16 protein-coding genes are annotated in these 21,020 nt (G+C 56.3%); 9 read left to right on the forward strand and 7 right to left on the reverse strand.

Features of this window, described 5'->3' with window-relative positions:
• From secA to GFN93_RS14500, 3 genes are all read left to right on the forward strand, one after another.
• A partial coding sequence (gene secA, locus GFN93_RS14490) for a preprotein translocase subunit SecA (protein ID WP_153502041.1) occupies window positions 1-2,460 on the forward strand: 2,460 nt, incomplete at its 5' end.
• Window positions 2,461-2,586: 126 nt separating this feature from the next.
• On the forward strand, window positions 2,587-3,789 hold the full coding sequence (argJ, locus tag GFN93_RS14495; protein ID WP_153502042.1) for a bifunctional glutamate N-acetyltransferase/amino-acid acetyltransferase ArgJ: 1,203 nt from the start codon (window positions 2,587-2,589) through the stop codon (window positions 3,787-3,789).
• Between the two features lie 227 nt (window positions 3,790-4,016).
• Window positions 4,017-4,970, forward strand: a complete 954-nt coding sequence (locus tag GFN93_RS14500) for a Nudix family hydrolase (protein WP_153502043.1) — start codon at window positions 4,017-4,019, stop codon at window positions 4,968-4,970.
• Between the two features lie 227 nt (window positions 4,971-5,197).
• Here GFN93_RS14500 and GFN93_RS14505 read toward each other — a convergent pair whose 3' ends face one another.
• The 5 genes from GFN93_RS14505 to pilB form a co-directional block, all read right to left on the reverse strand.
• On the reverse strand, window positions 5,198-5,383 hold the full coding sequence (locus GFN93_RS14505; RefSeq protein WP_153502044.1) for a DNA gyrase inhibitor YacG: 186 nt from the start codon (window positions 5,381-5,383) through the stop codon (window positions 5,198-5,200).
• A 75-nt stretch (window positions 5,384-5,458) separates the two neighbouring features.
• Window positions 5,459-6,061, reverse strand: coding sequence for a dephospho-CoA kinase (coaE, locus tag GFN93_RS14510; protein WP_153502045.1), 603 nt, complete (start codon window positions 6,059-6,061; stop codon window positions 5,459-5,461).
• A 90-nt stretch (window positions 6,062-6,151) separates the two neighbouring features.
• A complete protein-coding gene (locus GFN93_RS14515; protein ID WP_153502046.1) occupies window positions 6,152-7,015 on the reverse strand; it encodes a prepilin peptidase in 864 nt (287 codons plus the stop codon).
• 7 nt (window positions 7,016-7,022) lie between these two features.
• A complete protein-coding gene (locus GFN93_RS14520) occupies window positions 7,023-8,246 on the reverse strand; it encodes a type II secretion system F family protein (protein ID WP_153502047.1) in 1,224 nt (407 codons plus the stop codon).
• A gap of 2 nt (window positions 8,247-8,248) precedes the next feature.
• Window positions 8,249-9,955: a type IV-A pilus assembly ATPase PilB gene (pilB, locus tag GFN93_RS14525; RefSeq protein WP_153502048.1), complete on the reverse strand. Its 1,707-nt coding sequence runs from the start codon at window positions 9,953-9,955 to the stop codon at window positions 8,249-8,251.
• Window positions 9,956-10,360: 405 nt separating this feature from the next.
• On the opposite strand from pilB, the gene GFN93_RS14530 reads away from it, so the two are divergent.
• Together GFN93_RS14530 and tfpZ are read left to right on the forward strand one after the other, a co-directional pair.
• Window positions 10,361-10,870: a pilin gene (locus tag GFN93_RS14530; RefSeq protein ID WP_153502049.1), complete on the forward strand. Its 510-nt coding sequence runs from the start codon at window positions 10,361-10,363 to the stop codon at window positions 10,868-10,870.
• Window positions 10,871-10,940: 70 nt separating this feature from the next.
• Window positions 10,941-11,717 carry a TfpX/TfpZ family type IV pilin accessory protein gene (gene tfpZ, locus GFN93_RS14535; RefSeq protein WP_153502050.1) on the forward strand — a complete coding sequence of 259 codons (777 nt, stop codon included), beginning with the start codon at window positions 10,941-10,943 and terminating at the stop codon, window positions 11,715-11,717.
• 44 nt (window positions 11,718-11,761) lie between these two features.
• Here the strand turns inward: tfpZ and nadC are convergent, their stop codons facing one another.
• Window positions 11,762-12,601, reverse strand: coding sequence for a carboxylating nicotinate-nucleotide diphosphorylase (nadC, locus tag GFN93_RS14540; protein ID WP_153502051.1), 840 nt, complete (start codon window positions 12,599-12,601; stop codon window positions 11,762-11,764).
• Window positions 12,602-12,700: 99 nt separating this feature from the next.
• Window positions 12,701-14,041 (reverse strand): alanine/glycine:cation symporter family protein, encoded by a 1,341-nt coding sequence (locus GFN93_RS14545; protein WP_153502052.1) that lies wholly within the window; start codon window positions 14,039-14,041, stop codon window positions 12,701-12,703.
• Window positions 14,042-14,250: 209 nt separating this feature from the next.
• Here GFN93_RS14545 and GFN93_RS14550 point away from each other — a divergent pair, with 209 nt between their 5' ends.
• The 4 genes from GFN93_RS14550 to aceE all read left to right on the forward strand — a co-directional run bounded on the left by GFN93_RS14550 (window position 14,251) and on the right by aceE (window position 21,012).
• Complete coding sequence (locus tag GFN93_RS14550) at window positions 14,251-16,500, forward strand: DUF1631 domain-containing protein (RefSeq protein WP_153502053.1); 2,250 nt, start codon at window positions 14,251-14,253, stop codon at window positions 16,498-16,500.
• A 46-nt stretch (window positions 16,501-16,546) separates the two neighbouring features.
• Window positions 16,547-17,113 carry a 1,6-anhydro-N-acetylmuramyl-L-alanine amidase AmpD gene (gene ampD, locus GFN93_RS14555; RefSeq protein WP_328594739.1) on the forward strand — a complete coding sequence of 189 codons (567 nt, stop codon included), beginning with the start codon at window positions 16,547-16,549 and terminating at the stop codon, window positions 17,111-17,113.
• A complete protein-coding gene (ampE, locus tag GFN93_RS14560) occupies window positions 17,110-17,943 on the forward strand; it encodes a regulatory signaling modulator protein AmpE (RefSeq protein WP_153502054.1) in 834 nt (277 codons plus the stop codon). Before ampD ends, ampE begins: the two co-directional genes overlap by 4 nt.
• A gap of 396 nt (window positions 17,944-18,339) precedes the next feature.
• Entirely contained in the window at window positions 18,340-21,012 is a 2,673-nt protein-coding gene (gene aceE / locus GFN93_RS14565) for a pyruvate dehydrogenase (acetyl-transferring), homodimeric type (RefSeq protein ID WP_153502055.1), read from the forward strand.
• The last annotated feature ends 8 nt before the right edge of the window (window positions 21,013-21,020 follow it).

Raw genomic sequence — 21,020 nt, forward strand, 5'->3', positions numbered from 1 at the left:
ATGATGGGCGGTATTTCGCTCCATGAAGGCCGTATTTCCGAGATGCGTACCGGTGAGGGTAAAACCCTGACCGCCACCTTGCCTGTTTACCTCAATGCGCTGTCCGGTGAGGGGGTGCATGTGGTGACGGTGAACGACTATCTGGCTGAGCGTGATGCCAACTGGATGCGCCCCCTGTACGAATTCCTCGGCCTGAGCGTGGGCATCATCCTGTCCCAGCAGCCGTCAGAGCAGAAGCGTGCCGCCTATGCTGCGGACATTACTTACGGCACCAACAACGAATACGGTTTTGATTACCTGCGCGACAACATGGCCTTCCGCCTGGAAGACCGGGTACAGCGTGGCCTTAATTACGCGGTGGTCGATGAGGTGGATTCCATTCTCATCGATGAAGCTCGTACCCCGTTGATCATCTCCGGCCCGGCTGCGGATTCCTCTGAGTTGTACATGGCCATCAACAAACTGATGCCCAACCTCAAGAAACAGGTAGAGGAAAGCGATGAAGAAGGTGACTTCTTTGTAGATGAAAAGCAGCGCCAGGTTGAACTCACGGAAGGAGGTCACCAGAAAATTGAAGGCCTGCTGGTCAGCAATGGCATTCTTGATGAAGGCGAGAGCCTGTATGCCGCCCACAACCTGACGTTGCTCCATCACGTGCATGCGGCGCTCAAGGCGCACGCGCTTTTCCACGTCGATCGTGATTACATCGTTCAGGGCGGTCAGATTGTGATCGTGGACGAACACACTGGTCGTACCATGCCGGGGCGTCGCTGGTCCGAGGGGATTCACCAGGCCATCGAAGCCAAGGAAGGGGTAAACATCCAGCAGGAAAACCAGACCCTGGCATCCACCACGTTCCAAAACTACTTCCGCCTTTACAACAAGCTGTCTGGCATGACCGGGACCGCGGACACCGAGGCAATGGAATTCCGCCAGATCTATGGCATGGATGTGGTGGTGATCCCCACCAACCGCCCCATGGTGCGGGTCGACGCCAACGATCTGGTCTATCTGAGCCTGCAGGAAAAATTCGATGCCATTGTTGAAGAGGTCAAGGCAGCGGTAGAAAAGGGCGCGCCGGTTCTGGTGGGTACGGCGACCATTGAAGCGTCTGAATATCTGTCCAAGCGTCTCAAGCAGGACAAGATCCATCACGAAGTACTTAATGCCAAGTTCCACCAGCGTGAAGCACAGATTATTGCCCAGGCGGGTCGTCCCGGTGCAGTGACCATTGCCACCAACATGGCGGGCCGTGGTACTGACATCATGTTGGGTGGTAATCCGGAAGAGCAGATCAAGCACATGGATGAGCCATCCGAGGCCGAGGCGGAAAAGATTCGCGCGGAATGGCAGGCCAACCATGACAAGGTGATGGAAGCTGGCGGCTTGCACATTATCGGTAGTGAGCGCCATGAATCCCGCCGCATCGACAATCAGCTGCGTGGTCGAGCGGGTCGTCAGGGGGACCCGGGTTACACCCGCTTCTTCCTGTCCATGGAAGATGACCTGATGCGCATCTTCGCCTCCGACCGGATTCGTAACATGATGCGCTCCCTCGGGCTCGAAGACGGAGAGGCCATTGAGCACCGCTGGGTAACGCGCGCCATTGAAAATGCCCAGCGCAAAGTGGAAGGTCGCAACTTTGATATCCGCAAGAATTTGCTGGAATACGATGATGTGGCCAATGACCAACGACAGGTCATCTACAATCAGCGTGACCAGATTCTGGAAACCGATGACCTGACCAATTCGGTGAAGGGCATCCGCTTTGATGTCATCCAGGAAGTGGTCCACAGCTACATGGCTCCGGGCTCCGTGGAAGACCAGTGGGACGTGCCGGGGCTGGAGAAAACCTTGGATGCCGAATTCCAGTGCAAGGCGGCCGTTGGCCAGTGGCTGAATGAAGACAGTCAGCTGCATATCGATGGCGTGGTTGAAAAGCTGGTTGAGCACATGGAAGAGGAATACCAGCGCAAGGAAGCCGAGATCGGTGCTGAAGATCTTCGCCGAATCGAGAAGCATTTGATGCTGCAGATCCTGGATCGCCACTGGAAAGAGCACCTGGCCAGCATGGATCATCTCCGTCAGGGGATTCATTTGCGCGGTTACGCGCAAAAGAATCCGAAGCAGGAATACAAGAAGGAAGCTTTCGAGCTTTTCCAGACCCTGCTCAATCAGATCCAGCATGAACTGATCCGGGTGTTGCATAGTTTCCAGGTGCGTCGTGACGATGAACTGGAGCGCCTCGAGCAGCAGCGCCAGGAAGAAGCTCGTCGTCAGGCTGAGAAAATGAAGATGCAGGCGGCCGCCGAGCCCGGTACCGAATCTGCTACAGGACAAGAGGGCGGAGCCCAGCAGTCTGGAACGGTGGTTCGTGAAGGCCGCAAGGTGGGCCGTAACGAGCCCTGCCCGTGTGGTTCAGGGAAAAAGTACAAGCAGTGCCACGGCAAGATTGAATAAACCAGTCCCAAGCTACAAGCTACAAGCAGCAAGGAAAATCAGAGCACCGGCTGAGCCGGTGCTTTCTTTGTTTGGGCTTGTAGCTTGCGGCTTGAGGCTTGTAGCTGATTTTTCAAGGAAATGGTTATGACGCAAACAGAGTGGTTGCCTGTTCCCGGACTCCGGCTCGCCGCCGTGGAAGCGGGTATCAAGAAAGCCAATCGTAAGGATCTGGTGATACTGGAGCTGGCTGATGAGGCTCGTGTCAGCGGCGTGTTTACGCTGAACCGTTTCTGCGCCGCCCCGGTCCAGGTGGCCAAGGCGCGGCTGGCGAAAGCTACCCCGAAATACCTGATGATCAACACCGGTTATGCCAATGCGGGCACCGGTAAGAAAGGCCTGGAAAATTGCCTTGCCAGCTGCAAGATGCTGGCGGAAGCGACCGGCTGTCGCGAAGAGGAAATCCTGCCTTATTCCACTGGTGTTATTGGCGAGCAGTTTCCACTTGAGGCCTTTGCAAAAGGTATCCCCGTCGCGTTGGGGGAGCTGGATGAGCATCACTGGGGGCGGGCATCGGAAGGGATCATGACCACCGATACCTATCCGAAGCTGGCAAGTCGTCGTGTGGAAATGGGTGGGGTGCCGGTGACGATTACCGGCATGTCCAAGGGCTCGGGCATGATCAAGCCGAATATGGCCACCATGCTGGGTTACATCGCTACCGATGCGCCAATCGCCAAGCCATTGCTGGATCAGTGGGTGAAATCGTTGGCAGATCTGTCTTTCAACCGTGTCACAGTGGATGGTGATACCTCTACCAATGATGCCTGCATGTTGATCAGCACGGCTCAGGCTCAGATGGCAGAAATTACTGCCTTGGATGAGCAGAGTCAGGTTCTGTACGACGCCCTGAAAGCGGTGTTCGTAGAGCTGGCTCAGGCGCTGGTGCGTGATGGTGAAGGTGCCACCAAGTTTGTAGAAATCGCCATTACTGGTGCCGCTTCCGATGCGGATGCCCGTGTCGTTGCGGAAACCATTGCACACTCTCCTTTGGTGAAAACCGCACTGTTTGCGTCGGACCCTAACTGGGGTCGAATCCTGGGCGCCATTGGCCGCGCGCCCATTGCTGAGCTGGATGTGGACAAGGTGAGCCTGTGGCTGGGCGATGTGCTGCTGGTGGAGCAGGGTGGCGTGGCCGAGAGCTATCGGGAAGCCGCCGGCGCCGCAGTGATGGCCGAGTCCGAAATCACCATTCGTGCTGATCTCGCTTGCGGTGATGGTGAGTGCACGGTATGGACCTGCGACTTCAGCTACGACTATGTGAAGATCAACGCGGAATACAGGACGTAAGCTCACGCCTGACGCCAGAAGCTTGACGCCCAATGCTGTAGGAGCCTGCCTGCAAGAGATTCCGGATGAGGCAAGGCAAAATGAGTGGCGAGTTGCGAGTGTCGAAAGGCAAAAGCGGGTTCTGCTTTTCGAAACTCGAAACTCGAAACTCGAAACCTGTGGCTTTCCTCGCCGTCCGCTGCGGTGGGTAACTGTCAAAGCAGAACCAATATAGAGCAAGGCCTCCCATGACTACCGAATCCACCCCCGCCATTACCGTTGTCGCCGCCATCATACGCGGGGAAGACGGACGCATCTGTCTCAGCAAGCGGCCGGACAACAAGCATCAGGGCGGGCGTTGGGAGTTTCCTGGCGGCAAGGTGGAAGGTGGGGAGCGACTTGCTGACGCACTGACCCGTGAACTTCATGAAGAGCTGGGCATGGAGGACTCTGTGTCCTCTCCTTTCATGACCATCGCGCACCAGTATCCCGACCTGCATGTCACCCTGCATTTTCGTGATGTCACCGCATGGCGAGGCGTGCCGGCAGGCCGTGAAGGACAACAGGTAAGCTGGTTCACCATTGATGAGCTGCCGGGCCTGACGTTTCCTGCTGCCAATCAACCTGTAGTGACGGCGATTACGCTGCCTCCCTTGCTGGCCATTGCTCCTGATGCCTTTTCGCTGGAGCAATTGCTGGACGGCATCAAGCGGCTGGATCCGATCAGAACAGGTCTGTACCTGCGTAGCTGGAGTCATCACCCAGCCAGAGACGCTCTGCTTGAGGCCTGTGCGGCCCAGGGTCTTAAAGTCTGGCTGCGGGCGGACTCTCCGCAGGGGGTGGCTGGAGGGATTCCCGCTGGCGTGTTCGGGTTGCATCTTCCCGAGACGGTACTGCTGGACTGTGATACTCGTCCGGATTTCGCCGGTGTGGTTAGCGCGGCCTGCCATGATCAACAGGCACTGGATAAAGCCGTGTCGCTGGGCCTGGAGAGCGCACTGTTGTCCCCGGTAAACCCCACCGCCACCCATCCGGATCAGGCTCCGCTCGGCTGGGAAAAAGCCGGTCAGTGGGCTACGGGTTTGCCATTGACCTGTTACATGCTGGGAGGGGTGGGGCCGGAGGACATTGGTCGTGCCCGGGAGCATGGTGCGGTGGGTGTGGCAGGCATTCGCGCCTTTTGGCCACTCCTTTCTCCGTAGAACGTAGCGCAGCGGAGTAACGCACGGAGTGCGGCCCCGAAGGGGTGAGCGCCGCGAATAAGCCCACTTGCTGACCGAAGGGCTGTGAGGTTGGCACTGCCTCTGCAGAACGGTCCAGGCCCCATTCGGCCAACAATTTGGCTGGCTCTCCTACAGAGCCTCGCTTAGGCCCGGTTCGCCTCTGCAAGCAGGTTCCTGCGGAGGGGCGAGTGGTGAGAGAGCAGAGCCTATTCCTCGAAGTCCACGCCCGGTGCTTCCGGATCGCCGGGAATCGCATGGCGTTCTGCTGCCCAGTCGCCCAGATCAATCAATTTGCAGCGCTCACAGCAAAACGGCCGCCAGGGATTGTTGTCCCAGCGAGTCAGGCTTTTGCATTGTGGGCAGGGGTAGGTTTGAGTGGTGTTGTCGGTCATTGGGCTCAGTGGATAGTTAAAGAAAGACGGCTTGAGCGAGATCTTACCGTTTTTGAAGTCAGACGTCAGACGTCACTAGGCATGATTGTCTGCCAGCTCCAGGTAGTACCTGTGAAGCATATCCAGCTTTTCATGAAGCTTGTCCAGTGAGCCGTGATTTTCTACCACGTCATCGGCCTGATCCAGACGTCTGGAGCGCTCCAGCTGCGCTTTCATTATCGCGGCGACCTGTTCCTCGGGGACATGATCCCGGGCCATGGTGCGCTTCACCTGCAGCTCAGCGGGAGCGTCAATCACCAGGGTGCGATTCACCAGCTCTTTCTGACTGGTTTCAAACAGCAGGGGGGAGACCAGTACGGTATAGGGCGACTGGCTGGCGGCGATTTGCGTGCGTAACTCCTGACCGATGGCCGGGTGTGTGATGCCCTCCAATTCCTTGAGGGCAGCGGGGTCGGCAAATACGATTTCCCGGAGCGCGCGGCGGTCGAGCGTACCGTCTTCGGCAATCACATGGTCGCCAAAACGCTCAGCAATGGCCTTCAGGGCGGGCTTGCCTGGTTCTACCACCACGCGGGAGGCTAGATCGGCATCCACAATGGTGATGCCGAGCCGAGCCAGATAATCAGTGGCTGCAGTCTTGCCACTTCCAATACCGCCAGTTAGTCCTACAACAAACATGATGAATCCCGCTTGCAACCAACACGCATCATGCAGCACGCGGTGGGTTCTGAAATACCCGCGTTATTTCTGAAGCAATGTCAGTGTGAATTAGAGTTTGTACATTCCCAGGTACGACGTGACGATGGTGTCGCCCCACAGTAGCGCGATCCACCCGGCGGTGGCCAGGTAGGGGCCGAAGGGGATCTGTACGCGTTTTTCTCCGCCAAACAGCATGCCGCCCACCGCGAATACCAGCCCAACCACCGAAGAGAGCAGGATGATCAGTGGCAGGTATTGCCAGCCGACAAAGGCCCCCAGTGCGGCCAGCAGCTTGAAATCACCAAAGCCCATACCTTCCTTGCCGGTCATCAGCTTGAACAGCCAATACACGCTCCAGAGCGATATATAGCCTGCCATGGCACCGATCACTGCATCCTGTAGTGATACGGGTGATACGCCGAGCAGAGCCGCCAACAGGCCGGCCCAGAGCAGCAGTAACGTCATGGAGTCCGGAAGGAGCGTGGTATCGGCATCAATCATGGCAGCAGCCAGCAGCAGCCAGGTGGCAAACAGGGTAAACACCAGCCAGCCGCCATAGCCAAAGTGCCAGGCGCAAATGCCGGCCAGCACACCGCTGAGGATTTCAATCAAAGGGTAGCGCTTGCTGATCGGTGTCTTGCAGTCCTTGCACTTGCCGCCCAGCACCAGCCAGCTAATCACCGGCACATTCTCGTACCAGGCAATGGCATGGCCGCACTTGGGGCAGCGGGAGCGTGGTGTGACCAGATTGAAGACCGGTTGAGCGGCTTCTTCCGGTAACTCAAGAATTTCACGGGCCTCCGCACGCCACTCTCGCTGCATCATTTCCGGCAGCCGGTAGATCACTACATTCAGAAAGCTGCCTACAAGCAGGCCCAGAAAAATGCAAAACCCAACCAAAAAGGTTGGGTTTGTGGAAAGTAGAAACGTCATTATTGCTTTATACGACCTGGCCGAGTTGGAAGATGGGTAGGTACATGGCGACAATCAGGCCGCCAATGAGTACACCCAGAACAGCCATGATGAGGGGCTCCATCATGCTGGTGAGGCCATCAACCGAGGCATCTACCTCATCCTCGTAATAGATAGCGACTTTTTCCAGCATAGCATCCAGTGCGCCAGACTCTTCACCAATGGCGGTCATTTGGAGAGCCATGGCTGGGAATACTCCTGTAGATCTCATGGCAAACTGGAGCTGCTGCCCTGTAGACACGTCTTCTTTAACCTGCAGAACAGCGGTTCTGTAAACAATATTGCCGGTAGCTCCTGCGCAGGCATCAAGGGCATCGATTAACGGGACACCCGCAGAAAAGGTGGTTGACAGGGTTCGGGCATAGCGTGCCACTGTGGCTTTGAATGTGATGTCTCCGACGATGGGGAGTTTTAACAGAATACGATCAATAGCGTTTCTAAATGCCTGAGAGCGTTTTCGTGTCTCGCTAAAGCCAATAGAGATACCAATAATTGCTAGGACTATCGTTAAGAAATTAGCTTGTAAGGCCTCGGATAGATTGATCACAAACTGGGTAAACGCTGGTAGTTCAGCACCAAAACCTTCAAACAGTTCCTGAAATGTAGGCACTACTTTTACTAGCAGGATGGCTGTAACAATAATGGCAACAAAGATAACGGTTAGCGGGTATTTGAGTGCTTTTCGAATTTTTTGCTTCAAGGCTTCACTTTTTTCTTTGTACAGAGCCACCCTGTCTAACATGGTTTCCAGTGAGCCCGATTGCTCACCTGCGTCAATCAGGCTGCAGTAGAGGTCGTCAAAGTACAAAGGATGCTTACTAAGAGCTCCAGCAAAATTGTTACCCCCTTCCACTTCCGTTTTGATATTAAGAATCAGCTCCTTCATGGTAGGATTTTCTAGGCCATCGGCAACAATTTCAAAGGACTGAACAAGAGGAACGCCGGCTTTCATCATGGTGGCCATCTGTCTAGTGAAGATGGCAATATCCATTGGCTTAATTTTTTTCTTGCCGCCAATATTGATTTCTCGTTTTCGAACCACCTTTTTGGCGTTGATGCCTTGTTTTCGGAGCTCAGCCTTCACGATGGATGGCGCTTTTCCAGTTGCCTCCCCTTTGACTTTGGCCCCCTTGCGGTCCACCCCTTCATAAATAAAGGTGACGGTTTTTTGTTCTGCTGCTTTTGTAGCCATAATTAATGTCCGCTGGTAACACGGTTAACTTCTTCCAGGCTGGTGAGGCCTTGCATGACTTTTACCAAGCCTGAACGATGAAGGTCATTGAATCCTTCCTTTCTGCACTGGTCACCAATCTGAATGGAGTTGCCTTCTTCCATGATGATTCTGGCAATTCCGTCTGTAATCTTGACGACTTCGTAAACGCCCAAGCGACCTTTATAACCGTTTTTGCACTTGTCGCAGCCCTCAGGCCCATAAACAGTAAAACCTGACTGTATGTCTTCTTCCGTGAATCCCATCTCAAGCAGAGACTGATTGGGGACATCCACAGGAGTTTTGCAGTGCTCACAAAGTCGGCGAGCTAATCGTTGAGCAATGATCAGGAGTACCGAAGTTGCAATGTTAAACGAGGGGACTCCCATGTTACGCAGACGAGTAAGAGTCTCTGGCGCGCTGTTGGTGTGCAGTGTGGATAGTACCAAGTGCCCGGTCTGGGCGGCCTTGATGGCGATATTGGCGGTTTCCAGGTCCCGAATTTCCCCGACGAGAATAATATCAGGATCCTGACGGAGGAAGGCTCTCAGTGCAGCTGAAAAGTCCATGCCCTGTTTGGGGTTTACGTTAACCTGGTTGATCCCTTCAAGGTTAATTTCAACAGGGTCTTCCGCCGTGGAAATGTTCCGTTCAGGCGTATTGAGAATATTCACCCCGGTGTAAAGCGATACGGTTTTGCCTGATCCCGTAGGGCCTGTTACCAAAATCATTCCCTGAGGCCTGTGCAGAGCCTCCATATAAAGCTGCTTTTGCTCGTCCTCATAGCCAAGCGCATCAATGCCCATCTTGGCAGATTCGGGATCAAGGATACGCAGTACGATTTTTTCGCCAAACAGGGTGGGGCAAGTATTGACCCGGAAATCGATGGCCCGGGTCTTGGATATTTTCAGCTTGATCCGGCCATCCTGGGGAACGCGCCGCTCGGAAATGTCCAGCCGTGCCATGACCTTGATGCGGGCGGAAATCTTGCTGGCCGTATTCACCGGGGGTTTGGAGACGGTTTGTAGTATGCCGTCCTGACGAAAACGAACCCGGTAAGTTTTCTCATAGGGCTCAAAATGCAAATCAGAGGCGCCGCCCTTGATGGCATCAAGCAGTAACTTATTTACAAAGCGGACAATGGGAGCATCATCGGAGCCTGCAGACGTTTCTTCCTTGGCTTCACTGCCATCGCTGGTCTGCAAATTCTCGAGACCATCATCCAGGTCATCGAAGGCGCTGTCATCGGATTCGGACTCAAGGTTGTCTATCCAGCGAGTCAGTTTGTCCTCTTCAACAATGACCGTTTCGATATTCAGGCCTGTGTTAAAGCGAATCTCTTCCAGTGCGGGCAGGTTAGTTGGGTCAGATACAGCAACAAAAAGCCGGCTGCCGCGACGAAACAGGGGAAGAACATGATGTTTGGTGATCAGTTTGGGGTCGACCAGATCCCTGATCAGGCTGTCCCGCTGGAAGGTATTGAGATCCAGAATAGGGTCGCCGAACTCCTCTGCCACGGTCAGCGCAAGCGCCTGGGCCGAAATAGAGTTTCGGGCAACCAGCTGATGAACCAGACTGGTTTTCTCCGCGCGGGCCTCCTGAAGGGCTTTTTGAGCATCTTCAGGGCTGATCAGGCCTTTCTGGATCAATCGGTGCGGCAAGCCACTGAAAGAGGGGGTGCGGTCAGTCATGTCTCTCTGCTTGTTTATAATTAGTATGTGCTCTCGATTCAGCACTTTATTCGTAACATACCGATTACATCCTGATCAGGGAAGCCCGAATATCCAAAAATCAGGGCGTTGCCGCAGATTCTTTGTGTGTTTTGACAGAAGTGTTTTTTTAAACATTCACGCACATGCTGACACTCGGGGCGCATCAGGGTGAGGCTGGGTGACAAGGAGTGTCACCAGGTGACGGTCTGGGGCCACCGTGAAGGCTGTTGTCCTTGATGGGCGTGATACTGAAAGCCATGCAAAGGCCGAAAATGCTGGGGTCTCGCTCTGTAAGCAAAGTTGGCCCGGTGTGTGCATTGTAACGTACAGTTGCTCGCCGGGGGTGAGCTCACTATAAAGATTTGCCAAATTTGGAGAGACACAATGAGAAAGCAAATTCAACAGGGTTTCACCCTTATCGAACTGATGATCGTGGTTGCCATCATCGGTATTCTGGCAGCTGTTGCGATCCCGGCTTACCAGGATTACACCGTGCGTGCCCGTGTTGCCGAAGGTCTGGCTGCTGCCTCTGCTGCCAAGATTCAAGTTGCTGACGTTCTGGCCGGTGGTAACCCGCAGGCTGATGCCAATGGTTATTCTGCTGGTTTCCCCGCTTTTGTTGCAACTGCTAACGTCAATAACGTTGCAATTGATGCCGCAACCGGCGTCATTACTGTAACCACCACTGCCAACGCTGGTGGCGGTACTGTGTTGTTTATTCCGAATGCTCCGATTGGTACCGCGCTGCCTGACGCTTCTGCAGGTTCCTTCGTTCCGCCGGCAGCCTCTGTAGCATGGCGTTGTACCACTGCTGATTCTGTGAACGGTAGCGGCTTCGCTAACTTTGCAAACGGTGGTCTGCTGTCCCGTTTCGCTCCGTCCGAGTGTAAGTAAGCTTAAAGGCTTGGCATAAAGGGGCGCTTCGGCGCCCCTTTTGTGTTTTTGGATAATGATTATGGTTTTAATGTCTCGTATTCGCCAGGCTGGGCGGGCAGGCATGCTTCATCTTGGTGTCAGCGTAATCCTCGCTTTGCTGGCTGCCGCTCTTGTTTTTGGGCTTTGGTATCCCTTCCCTTACAGCACTATCACAGGCGGCTCTGAGCTTTTTTTGCTGCTTGTTGCGGTGGATGTTGTTTGCGGTCCTCTTCTCACTCTTGTTGTATTTAATCCGGTAAAACCCAGGGCCGAACTGGTCCGGGATATCACCGTCATTGCGGTTTTGCAGTGTGCTGCCTTGCTCTTCGGACTGAGCAGTGTCTTTGAGGCTCGACCTGTTTATCTCGCGTATGAGGGCGACAGGTTTCGGGTGGTAACCGCCGCTGAAATCGATTACCAGGAAATTGATAAAGCACCTGAGGAACTCCGAACGTTGAGTGTAGCCGGGCCACGGTTATTGGGAGTAAGACTGCTTGACGGCAGTGATCCTGAGTATATGCAGAGTATTCGTCTGGCTATGAGGGGGCTGCACCCGTCCTTGCGTCCAGACCGCTGGGTAGAATATGGGGCTCAAATAGATGATCTTCTACGTGAGGCTCATCCCGTCACGTTGCTTCGAGATGTATTGACAACCAGGGAGTGGGAGAACCTGGAGGAGATGTTTTCTGGACAAGGGTTACGGTCGGAGGAGGTGGGTTATTTGCCTCTCGTATCGCGTTGGACAGATACTTGGATCGTCCTTGTTTCTTTGGAGGATGGCTTGCCTGTAGGCTACGCCCCCATCGATGGTTGGGGCGAGAAGTAAAGCCGCTCGGAGGGGGGGCTTTTCTCCCTTCAGGGTGGCTGGCTTCATGTTATCCTGAGGGAGAGGTCCACGGCCTGAACGTGCTTGGTGAGCGCGCCTGAAGACAAAAACCATTCCCGGTTGCCGGGAAGGCTGGCCGCATTCTCCATGGTCAGGTTGCCTGATACCTCCAGCGCGGAAGCAATCTCCATTTCCGCTGCTGTTGCCAGCTCTTCCGTACTGAAATTATCCAGCATAATCTGATCCGGCTTTAGCCCGGCTGCTTCCTGCAGCTCCTCCAGCGTTTCGACCTCCACAATAATCTTCTTCTCCGGTGCCAGTGCGCGTGCTCGCTCAATCGCCGCAGTAATGCCACCACACGCCGCCACATGGTTTTCCTTGATCAGGAAGGCATCGTAGAGTCCGATGCGGTGGTTCTGGCAGCCGCCGCAGAGGACGGCATACTTCTGGCCGGCGCGCAGGCCGGGGAGCGTTTTGCGGGTGTCGAGAATGGTGACTCGGCTGCCGGCGACTGCATCAGCATAGCGGCGAGCGGTGGTGGCAGTGCCCATGAGGGTCTGCAGGAAGTTCAGCGCGGTTCGCTCACCGGTCAGGATCTGTCGGGTGTTGCCGCTGAGGGTGCAGAGGGTAGTGTCCGCGGTCAGACGGTCACCATCGGCCACGTGCCATTCCAGTTTCACATCGCCCAGTTGCCGGAAGACTTCGTCAGCCCAGGCGATGCCGCACATCACCGCATCCTCGCGGGTAATGATGGTGGCGCTACTGGTGCTGTCGGCGTCGATCAGCTGAGCGGTGATGTCGCCGTCGCGGATATCCTCTTCCAGCGCAAAGGCCACGTTCCGGGCGATGTCATCACGGATGTAATCGGGCATAGGCTGGCTCATGGTGTGCTATCTCTCTGATTCTGCGACGGTAGATACGATACGGCCCGCCTTTACTGCTGTAGAGGCGGGCCGTGAGGATACCAGTGGTTGTACCGGCTGTTAATCCGCTTTCTGTTTGGCGAAGAATTCCCGGCTCAGCATCACCACAATGGGGGATAGCAACAGGAGGGCGATCAGGTTGGGTACCGCCATCAGGATGTTCATGATGTCGGCCATGGCCCAGACAAAATCCAGGCTCACGTAGGAGCCTACCGGGATGGCAATAACCCAGATGATCCTGAATGGCACGATGGCCTTTTCACCAAACAGGAACTGCGTGCAGCGCTCGCTATACAGGCTCCAGCCCAGCAGTGTCGTGAAAGCAAATATCGCCAGGCCGCAAACCACGATGACATCGCCGAAATCGCCGAAGGTGGCGGCAAAAGCCATGGATGACAGTGGGGCCCCTTCGGCGCCGCTGGTCCAGACGCCAGTAGAGACAATCGCCAGCCCGGTGATAGAGCAGACAATGATGGTATCAATGAAGGTGCCCAGCATGGCGATGGAGCCCTGTCTGGCCGGGTGATCGGTGTTGGCAGAAGCATGGGCAATCGGTGCGCTGCCAAGGCCGGCTTCATTGGAGAAGATGCCGCGCGCGACCCCGAAGCGGATGGCTTCCTTGACCAGAGCACCAGCAAAACCACCTGCGGCAGCGGTGCCGGTGAAGGCACTCTCAAAACACAGGGCCAGGGCGCCGGGAATAGCGCTGGCGTGATCCACCAGAACCACGAGCCCGGCCAGCAGATAGGCCAGCGCCATGAACGGCACCACGAAGGTGGCCACATGGGCGATTCGCTTCATGCCTCCGAGTACGACCATGCCCACCAGAACGGCCAGTACGACACCGGTAATCCAGGTTGGCAGGCCAAAGCTGTCATTGAGGCCGTGGGCCACGGAGTTGGCCTGCACGGTGTTGCCAATGCCGAAGCCGGCAAACATGCCGAAAAAAGCAAAAACAATAGCCATCCAGGCCCAGTTTTTGCCCAGACCGTTGCGGATGTAGTACATGGGGCCACCGACATACTGGCCCAGATGGTCTTTCTCACGGTAGTGAACCGCCAGTACGGCTTCGGCGTACTTGGTGGCCATGCCCACCAGCGCGATCAGCCACATCCAGACCAGGGCGCCGGGCCCACCAGAGTGGATGGCCGTGGCGACACCCACAATGTTGCCGGTGCCGATGGTGGCAGACAGTGATGTGGCCAGAGCCGCACCCGCGCCAATGGTGCCCACGCCGGTTTGTGGGCCAAACATCTGACGGAAACCAAAACCCAGTTGTCGCAGCGGGAGGAAGCGCAGGATCAGGGTCAGATAGATGCCGGTGCCGGCGATCAGGATCAGGGCTGGCCAGCCCCACAGAAATCCGCTGATTTGATTAAGAATTGCTACTGCTGCTTCCATGTTCACCGTCCAACACCCCGAAAAGACTTAGGCTAGGGGAAATGGCCGCGCAGGAAAAGGGCGCTGTACCGACTGAAACGTATTCATTCTTTGGTGTAACTGCCAACTAGTTCAAAATCAGTACACATGTATACATGATACAGTCGTTTTCATTAGAAGACTGGAGCCGTGCCGCGACAAGCTGCACGGCCAATCCTGCAGGTGTCGTCATGTCCAGGGTCGCTCATTTGCACTCCGACTCCCCAACAAAAGACATTGCCCGTTTGCCGCAGGCCATTGAGAAGGTGCGCTCCCGGCACGTCGCCCTGTGTGTGGACTATCTCAGCGACATGCTCGATGGTGCGGATGACGCCCTGTATGCCCTTATTGAAAAGGCGACAGACAGCGAACGTGATGGCTATTTCGAGGCCATGCGTGCACTTCGGGTGCAGAGGCAGGACATCATGACCGGGTTTCGTCAGTCGCTGGAAAGCCTGTTCCAGAATCTGGCAAGTCCGAGCCGGTTATCGAGCCCCTCCACTCATGTGGCTGTGGATCTGGATTCACTGACACTGGTCAATGAGGACGAGGTGGAAACCTCGGTGGCGCTGGATAATATGGCGCGCAGAGCCCGCAACGGCTGTGATGAGCAGCTGCGCGTCCTCAATCATCGTCTTCAATTCCTGCTCAAGAACGACACCGAGCTGGGTGAAAAGAACAGTCCGCTGGAGCCGCGCCAGCTGGTGACGGCCTTCAGTGATGTGCTTGGCAAACTCGCTCTGGATATCAAGGCACGACTGGTCGTCCTCAAGTTATTCGAGCGGGAAGTCATGGCGGAAACCGGTTTTCTGGTCAGTGAGGCCAATGCCGTATTGATCAAGGCGGGAGTGCTTCCCGACATGAAAACTGCGCCCATAGCGCCGGTCAGGAGACCGGGTAGCCGCTCTCTTTCCCGTTCCAGCGCTTCCCCTGTTACAGGCCCCGCCTCGCCTGCTGCAACTCCTCACCCGGCGCAGTCAGAGGGCAATGACCAGATGTTCGGCCTTCTGCAGGAGCTGCTGGTGACCATGCGGGGTTTGCAGGGCGGTTCCGGTGAGGCGCCATCCGCCGGGCAGAACGACACCCCCATGGCGGTCATGCATAACGGCGTGCCACACATGAATGGTGCGCCCATCGCCAACCCGGTCGGGGTACGCCCGGTCAGCTCGGATGACCTGCTGGCGGTGCTCAATCGGCTGCAGCGCGTTGAGCAAAGTCTGAACCCTGCAGAGGAGCAGACGGGCTCGTTGAAATCGGATCTCTCGGACTTGCTGGACAGCGAACACGGCCAGGCCATCCATGCCCTGGATCAGGGGGATGATGACGTCATCAATCTGGTCACCATGCTGTTTGATTTTATTCTCGACGACGAGGGGTTGGCATCCGAGATCAAGGCGTTGATTGGCCGCTTGCAGATACCGCTTCTCAAGGTGGCGATTACCGACAAGAGCTTCTTCAGTAATGAGAGCCATGATGCCCGCTTGTTGCTGAATACGCTGGCAAGAGCGGGCGGGCAGTGGGATCCACAGCAAGGGATACAGGATGAGCTCTATCAACGCATCAATCAGGCGGTGCATCGCATCATTGATGACTTCGAAGAGGATGCCAGCCTGTTTCACCGCCTGCTGTTGGAGTTCGAAGAGTACCTGGCCGGCCAGTCTTCCCGCTCCGACCGTGTGGAGCAACGTGTCAGGGAGGCAGAGGAGGGCAAGGTGCGCGCCCAGCAGGCGCGCCAGGCTGTTACCACCGCGCTGGATGAGCGTGTTGCCGGGCGTCGATTGCCGGAGACGGTAGTGCAGCTGTTACGCCAGGGCTGGAGCGAGGTGATGTATCTGACCTGGCTAAAGGATGGCGCTGAGAGCCTGGCCTGGCAAAAGCGATTGAAGGTGGTGGATGCGGTGGTCTGGAGTGCGCTGGAGCATAGCAGCCAGGGCGCGTTGGAAAAGCTCAAGTTGCTCAGTCCGAAGCTGTTGAATTCCGTACAGTCCGGACTTGCGCAGATTCATTACGATGAAAATGAAAGTGGTGAACTGTTGCGCGGGTTGGCGGAGGTGCATCAGCAATTACTCAAGGGGCTGGAGACCGCGCGGGTTGAAGTGGCGCCGCAGCAGGAGGCGCCGAATGTGGCTGAACAGGATCCTGAGTTGCCGGAAGATCATTATCTTGTCCGCAAGGCGGCGCAGATGTCTGCAGGGCAGTGGGTGGAATTGCTGGACGGTGACGAGAGCCGAAGAGCGAAGCTGGCTGCCAATATTCGCAGTGGCGTCAAGTTGGTCTTTACCAACCGCAGGGGTATCAAGGTAGTGGAATTTTCCGCATACAGCCTGGCCGTTGCCCTTCACAAGGGGACTGTTAAACTCATTGAAGAAGGGGCTCTGTTTGATCGGGCTCTGGAAGCCGTAATTGGTGATTTGCGGCGTATGCAGGCAGGCTCTCCTTAATAGCCTGAATCCTGTCCCTGTATCTGATCCTGCAAGGAGTGCATGGGTGCTGACCCTCTCAGATCATCGGGTGAAGCAGGCGCAATGGTGCCCCTCGCCCAATCATAACGAACGCCCTGACCCTGACGATATTTCCCTTCTGGTCATTCATAACATCAGTCTCCCGCCGGGTCAGTTTGGCGGCCCCTATATCGAAGACCTGTTCTGCAATCGTCTCGATCCAGACAAGCACCCCTATTTTCAGGAAGTGCATCAGCTCACTGTTTCCTCGCACTTTCTGATCCGGCGCGACGGCCAGCTGATGCAGTTCGTCCCCTGTGACCGGCGTGCCTGGCATGCCGGCGTTTCCGCCTTTGCCGGAAGGGAGAACTGCAACGACTACTCTATCGGCGTAGAGCTGGAAGGCACCGATCAACTGCCTTACGAATGTGCCCAGTACCGTACCCTGGTAGCGCTGACGGCGCTGCTGCAACGGCATTATCCGGCCATTACCCGAGAGCGAATCACCGGGCATGAACAGATCGCCCCGGGTCGCAAGACCGACCCGGGCCCGGCGTTTCAGTGGGACAGCTATTTCAAGAGTCTGGCGGCATTCAAGGAGAATCTGGCATGACCTTTCTGATGTTGATACTGGTGCTTGGTCTGCGTCGTCTCGAAAGTGACTGGCCGCACTGGATGATTAATGGGCAACGGCACCATGCCTGGTTGCAGATTCTGGCCAGCCGCTTTGGCAACGGCCTGCTGCTGTGGTGTCTGGCCATTGCCATCCCGGCGGTGCTGTTAGGCCTCATTGAGTGCTGGCTGCAAGGGTTCTGGGGGCAGTGGCTGTGGCTCTTGCTTGGCAGCGTGGTGCTGCTCTGGTTGCTGGGCGGCCACAGCGAATTTCGGCAGGTAGATGAACTGCTGGTGCGCGGCCGCATGAATGACCCTGAAGGCTTTGCTGCTTTGGCGGAAGATGAATTTGGCGTGCAGGGCGATCCGACGGAACCTGCCGTGCAGCAAGCGCTGGCTGAGCGGATTCTGGGTCGTGAGCAGCAGCTGTTTGTGGCCATTTTCTGGCTGGTCGTCTTTGGCCTGCCTGCGGCGCTTGTTGTGGTTCTTAACCATTCCTGGTCGCAGCGGGCCGAGCGGGAAAATACCCGTTGGGCAACCACGCTTGATCATTGGTTGAGCTGGCCTGCGCAGCGCCTGATGATCTTCAGCATGGCGCTGGTGGGCGATTTTGCAGCGGTGCTGGATTACATGCGCGGTCACTGGCTGAAACTGCAGGGGGCAGAAAAACATGCGGCTATCGCCGCAAGAGTTGCCATGGATGTGCCTGAGCAGGAAGTGGGCTCCCCTTTCTATCAAATGATTGCACCGCTGGAGTCCCTGCAGGGCCTGCTGCTGCGCTGCATGGCCGTGTGGCTGATCATGGCGGCGCTGTGGGTGATGTTGAGCTGAGCGCGCCGGGCCAGAGTCGGAAAGAGTGAAACGGTTGCCCTTGTGGGAGCGGGGCCCCGGCGCGAAGACGGCCAGAGCGCGCTTTCCCACTGGCGTGTTGTTCTGGAGGGTCTGCTGGTTTCATCAAGACAGCACTTTATTCGCTATTCGTCTTATGGAAACGCTGCCAGGCTGGGCGCAAGCTGGTAACGACTGGTAATGAAATAGTGCCCAAATAATTGTTTTTGAGGGTTTTTGTCATTTGACCGGCCGGTCATCATCGCTAGTATGAATGCAGGTATCCGGCGCAGGCCGGAGAGCAACGAGGTTCGCCTCGCCCGGACACCCCCGGGTATGTTTGCGGTATGACAGTGATCCTGACGTACCGTTCGGCTACGCGAAAAAGGACGCACGCCCATGCAAAAACGCAGTTTCTTCGATGATATGGATCCCGCTGAAACACGGGAGTGGCTTGACGCACTGGAATCGGTGGTCGAGCGGGAGGGCCCGGAACGGGCAGCCTGGCTCCTCGATGTCATTGCCAACGAAGCCCAGGAGCAGGGCATTCATCGCACCCATCTCAACACCCCCTACCTCAATACCATTTCTCCACAAGACGAAGCCCCCATTCCCGGTGACGTGTTCATGGAGCGTCGTATTCGTTCCCTGGTGCGCTGGAATGCCCTGGCCATGGTGATGAGGGCCAACATGAACAACGATGACGAGCTGGGTGGCCACATTGCCTCCTTTGCCTCATCCGCCACTCTCTACGATGTCGGCTTCAACCATTTCTTCCGGGCCCCCAGTGATAAAAATGAAGGGGACCTGGTGTTCTTTCAGGGGCATTCGGCGCCGGGCGTATATGCGCGGGCCTACCTGGAAGGCCGTATCAGCGAAGAGCAACTGGATAATTTCCGTCGGGAAGTGGACGGGCAAGGCCTCTCCTCCTACCCGCACCCATGGCTGATGCCGGATTTCTGGCAGTTTCCTACGGTGTCCATGGGGCTGGGGCCGATTCAGGCCATCTACCAGGCCCACATCATGAAGTACCTGCAGAATCGTGAACTGATCGAGAAGGACGACCGCAAGGTCTGGGCGTTCATGGGTGATGGGGAGATGGACGAGCCGGAATCCCTTGGCGCGCTGGCGCTGGCTGGCCGGGAGAAGCTGGATAACCTGGTATTCGTGGTTAACTGTAACCTGCAGCGTCTGGATGGCCCGGTGCGTGGTAACGGCAAGATCATTCAGGAACTGGAGGGTGTGTTCCGTGGCGCCGGCTGGAATGTCATCAAGGTGGTCTGGGGTCGGCTATGGGACCCGCTGCTGGAGAAGGACAGCCAGGGCCTGCTGCGTCGTCGTATGGAAGAGTGCGTGGATGGCGAATATCAGGCGTACAAGAAGAACGGCGGCGCTTATACCCGTGAGCATTTCTTTGGTGAATACCCGGAGCTGAAGGAACTGGTAGCGCATATGTCCGATGAGGACATCTATCGTCTCAATCGCGGGGGCCACGATCCCTTCAAGGTCTATGCGGCCTACCACGAAGCCACCAGGCACACCGGTCGTCCTACCGTGATTCTGGCCAAAACCGTGAAAGGCTATGCCACTGGAGCGGGTGAAGCAGTCAACAAGACTCACCAGATGAAGAAGCTGGATCTGGAAAGTCTCAAGGAATTCCGTGACCGCTTCGATATGCCGTTCACCGACGAACAGCTGAAGGACGTCCCTTATTACCGCCCCGAGTCGGACTCTCCTGAGCTGCGCTACATGAATGAGCAGCGCAACAAGCTCGGTGGCTTTATGCCGGTACGTCGTCAGCAGGCGAGCGAGCCGCTAACAATACCCGGGCTGGATGTGTTTGCCAGTTTTCTGGAGGGCAGTGGCGATCGGGAGATTTCCACGACCATGGCCTTCGTGCGCATGATGAGTGCACTGATCAAGGACAAGCAGATCGGCGAGCGTGTGGTGCCGATCGTGCCCGATGAAGCCCGTACTTTTGGTATGGAAGGGCTGTTCCGTCAGCTGGGAATTTATTCCTCCGGTGGCCAGAAATACGAACCGGAAGATGCCGGTCAGGTGATGTACTACCGGGAAGACAAGAAGGGCCGCATCCTGGAAGAGGGCATCAACGAAGCGGGCGCCATGTCCGGCTGGCTGGCGGCTGCCACCAGTTACAGCGTGCATAACTTCGCCTTGATCCCGTTCTACATCTATTACTCCATGTTCGGTTTTCAGCGTATTGGTGACCTTGCCTGGGCGGCAGGCGACAGTCAGGCCCGCGGTTTCCTGCTGGGGGCGACAGCCGGGCGCACCACGCTTAATGGAGAGGGCCTGCAGCACCAGGACGGACACAGCCATATATTGGCTGGCACTATTCCCAACTGTGTCACCTACGACCCCACCTACAGCTATGAGTTGGCGGTGATCCTGCACGATGGCCTCAAGCGCATGTACGAAAACAACGAAAAAGTTTTCTACTACCTGACGCTGATGAACGAGAACTATCGGCACGGCGCCATGCCGGAAGGTGCCGAGGAAGGCATCCGTCGCGGCATGTACCTGTTGCGCGAAGGCAAGGGAAAAAACAAAAAAACACTGCGAGTTCAGCTGCTGGGCAGTGGCACCATTCTCCGCGAAGTGGAGGCAGCAGCAGAATTATTGCGCGATGACTTTGGTATCGCTGCGGATGTATGGAGCGTCACCAGCTTCAACGAACTGCGTCGCGAAGGCATCAGGAAAGACCGTGACGAGCTGCTCCACCCGGACAGTGAGCGCGAACAGAACTGGGTAGAGAAATGTCTGGCTGATCGCGAGGGGCCGGTGATTGCATCCACCGATTACATGCGCAGCTTTGCCGACCAGATCCGTCCCTGGATCAAGGCGCCTTACTTGGTACTGGGCACTGACGGCTTTGGTCGCAGTGATTCCCGTCAGAAGTTGCGCCACTTCTTTGAAGTGGATCGATACTTTGTGGTGCTGGCGTCGCTGAATGCGCTCCGCAAGGAAGGTAAGGTGGATGCAGCGACCGTTAAGCAGGCCATCGAGAAATACGGCATCGATACGGATAAACCCTATCCGGTGATGCATTGATCGCACCT

It is taken from the genome of Alcanivorax sediminis, assembly GCF_009601165.1.
Taxonomy (GTDB): domain Bacteria; phylum Pseudomonadota; class Gammaproteobacteria; order Pseudomonadales; family Alcanivoracaceae; genus Alcanivorax; species Alcanivorax sediminis.